We start from the raw sequence: 1,656 nt of genomic DNA on the forward strand, positions 1-1,656 counted from the left end.
CATCAAATGTATGCGACCCATCGCTAATATTCGATTTGTCTTGTAATTCATCTATATAATTATTTATTGTTTTCACTGATTTCATAAGTTATTCCTCCTCTAGTAAGTGTTGATGCTCAAATTTGTTTCCAATAATTTCATATCCTGCTTTAGCTGTATCTTGTAAATTTCTCCCAAAATTAGTATTTACATTTCTTATACCAAACGAAGCCATGGTATCCCTATAAGGATAGAAAACAACACCTGTTCCTTGCACTTTGTGATGTAGTATGTCTCCCTCATAAATTTCCTTACCGTTCTTGTCGAATAGTCCAGTTGATTGGAGTAATTCAATATCTGAAAAATTATCTACTTCAGTATATTTTCCATTCACCCATACAATCTCTTTATACTTATAATTAATTTCTTGAACATCTACAATCTTCTTGTGTATGTTTAAATATGCTCTAAACTTCGGTATCATCTTTTTTCCTCCCTATTTTTTGACATCTAGGACATCTTATTGTTTCGCCAATCTTTATACCTGTATCTGCCATAACTAAGTCATAAATTTCTAAAGTGACATTTTTGTCACATCACTAATTTTTGTCTCTAATAATGTTAATATTACTTAGGAGGTTTTTTAAATGAGTTTACTTGTATATCTGCTTTTATTAATAGTCCCAGTAATATTAATATTGCTTTTAATAAATTTCTTTATGAATCGCAATAACTAACATTCTTGTAATATGTGTTCACATCCTTCTTTTCATATGATTAACTTATTTTATACACATAAAAAGGAGGGCTTAAGATGTCATTACCTTTACTCATATTAATTATAGCTTTAGTATGTTTAGCTCCTGTTGCCATTTTGGTTGGTATTGTATTTTTGATTATTAAAGCAATTAAGAATTAACCTTAATCGCCATTATTGGCGATTTTTTTGTATTTTTAACCACTTCCTATTCAATATTTCTCGTACCTTATCTAAAATATCTGGGTGACTTTCGCCACCCTTATTTTTACAAGTCTTCTGATTTGATGAATGATCCATCTTTACTCATTACTCCAGTTCTATTTTTAATCTCCCCATATGCCTGTTCTAAACACTCATACAACGTCATATTGTTTTGTTGAGCTAATATAACTAATGTGACGATAACGTCCCCTATACCATCTCTAAGTTCGTCTATATCATTCCTACATAATGCAGCTGCAACTTCACCCATTTCTTCTGAAGATTTAGCGTATTGCGTAAAGCTATTACCTTTATCTAACCCTTTATCAATTGACCATTGTTCTACTTGTTTAATTAAATTGTTCATATTATTTGTCCTCCAAATCTTCTACTATCTCTATAATGTCTAATGCTGTGTCCCTGTCGTAAAATTCTGCTTTCTTAATTACATCTAAAATTTCATTAAACGCTTTTGCTTTAGCGTAGACTTCTTTATGTTCTTTGATCACTTCTGCATCATATTCACGAAAATGACGACCATCTCTAAATAATTCAAGTTCAACTGAATTTCTTATTCTTTTCTCATACGTATACTCCATAGTCACTCACTCCTATTTATGTCATGTAGTAAATTGCTAAATTCATTCGATTTATCTAACTCATCTATTCGTTTTAAATATCCACTTAATACTTGGTCTGCAATCCTCGCAATATCA

At 30.7% G+C, this 1,656-nt stretch carries 3 protein-coding genes; all 3 read right to left on the reverse strand.

The genetic code is table 11. The features are described 5' to 3' along the window. Positions 1-88: 88 nt before the first annotated feature. A complete protein-coding gene (locus LQ694_RS15360) occupies positions 89-463 on the reverse strand; it encodes a YopX family protein (RefSeq protein ID WP_185160458.1) in 375 nt (124 codons plus the stop codon). Positions 464-1,004: 541 nt separating this feature from the next. Then, complete coding sequence (locus LQ694_RS15365; protein ID WP_135016157.1) at positions 1,005-1,307, reverse strand: MazG-like family protein; 303 nt, start codon at positions 1,305-1,307, stop codon at positions 1,005-1,007. Position 1,308: 1 nt separating this feature from the next. After that, positions 1,309-1,539: a hypothetical protein gene (locus LQ694_RS15370; protein WP_185160459.1), complete on the reverse strand. Its 231-nt coding sequence runs from the start codon at positions 1,537-1,539 to the stop codon at positions 1,309-1,311. Positions 1,540-1,656: the final 117 nt, after the last annotated feature.

The sequence above is a fragment of the Mammaliicoccus sp. P-M58 genome, from assembly GCF_022386165.1.
Classification (GTDB): Bacteria; Bacillota; Bacilli; order Staphylococcales; family Staphylococcaceae; genus Mammaliicoccus; species Mammaliicoccus sciuri.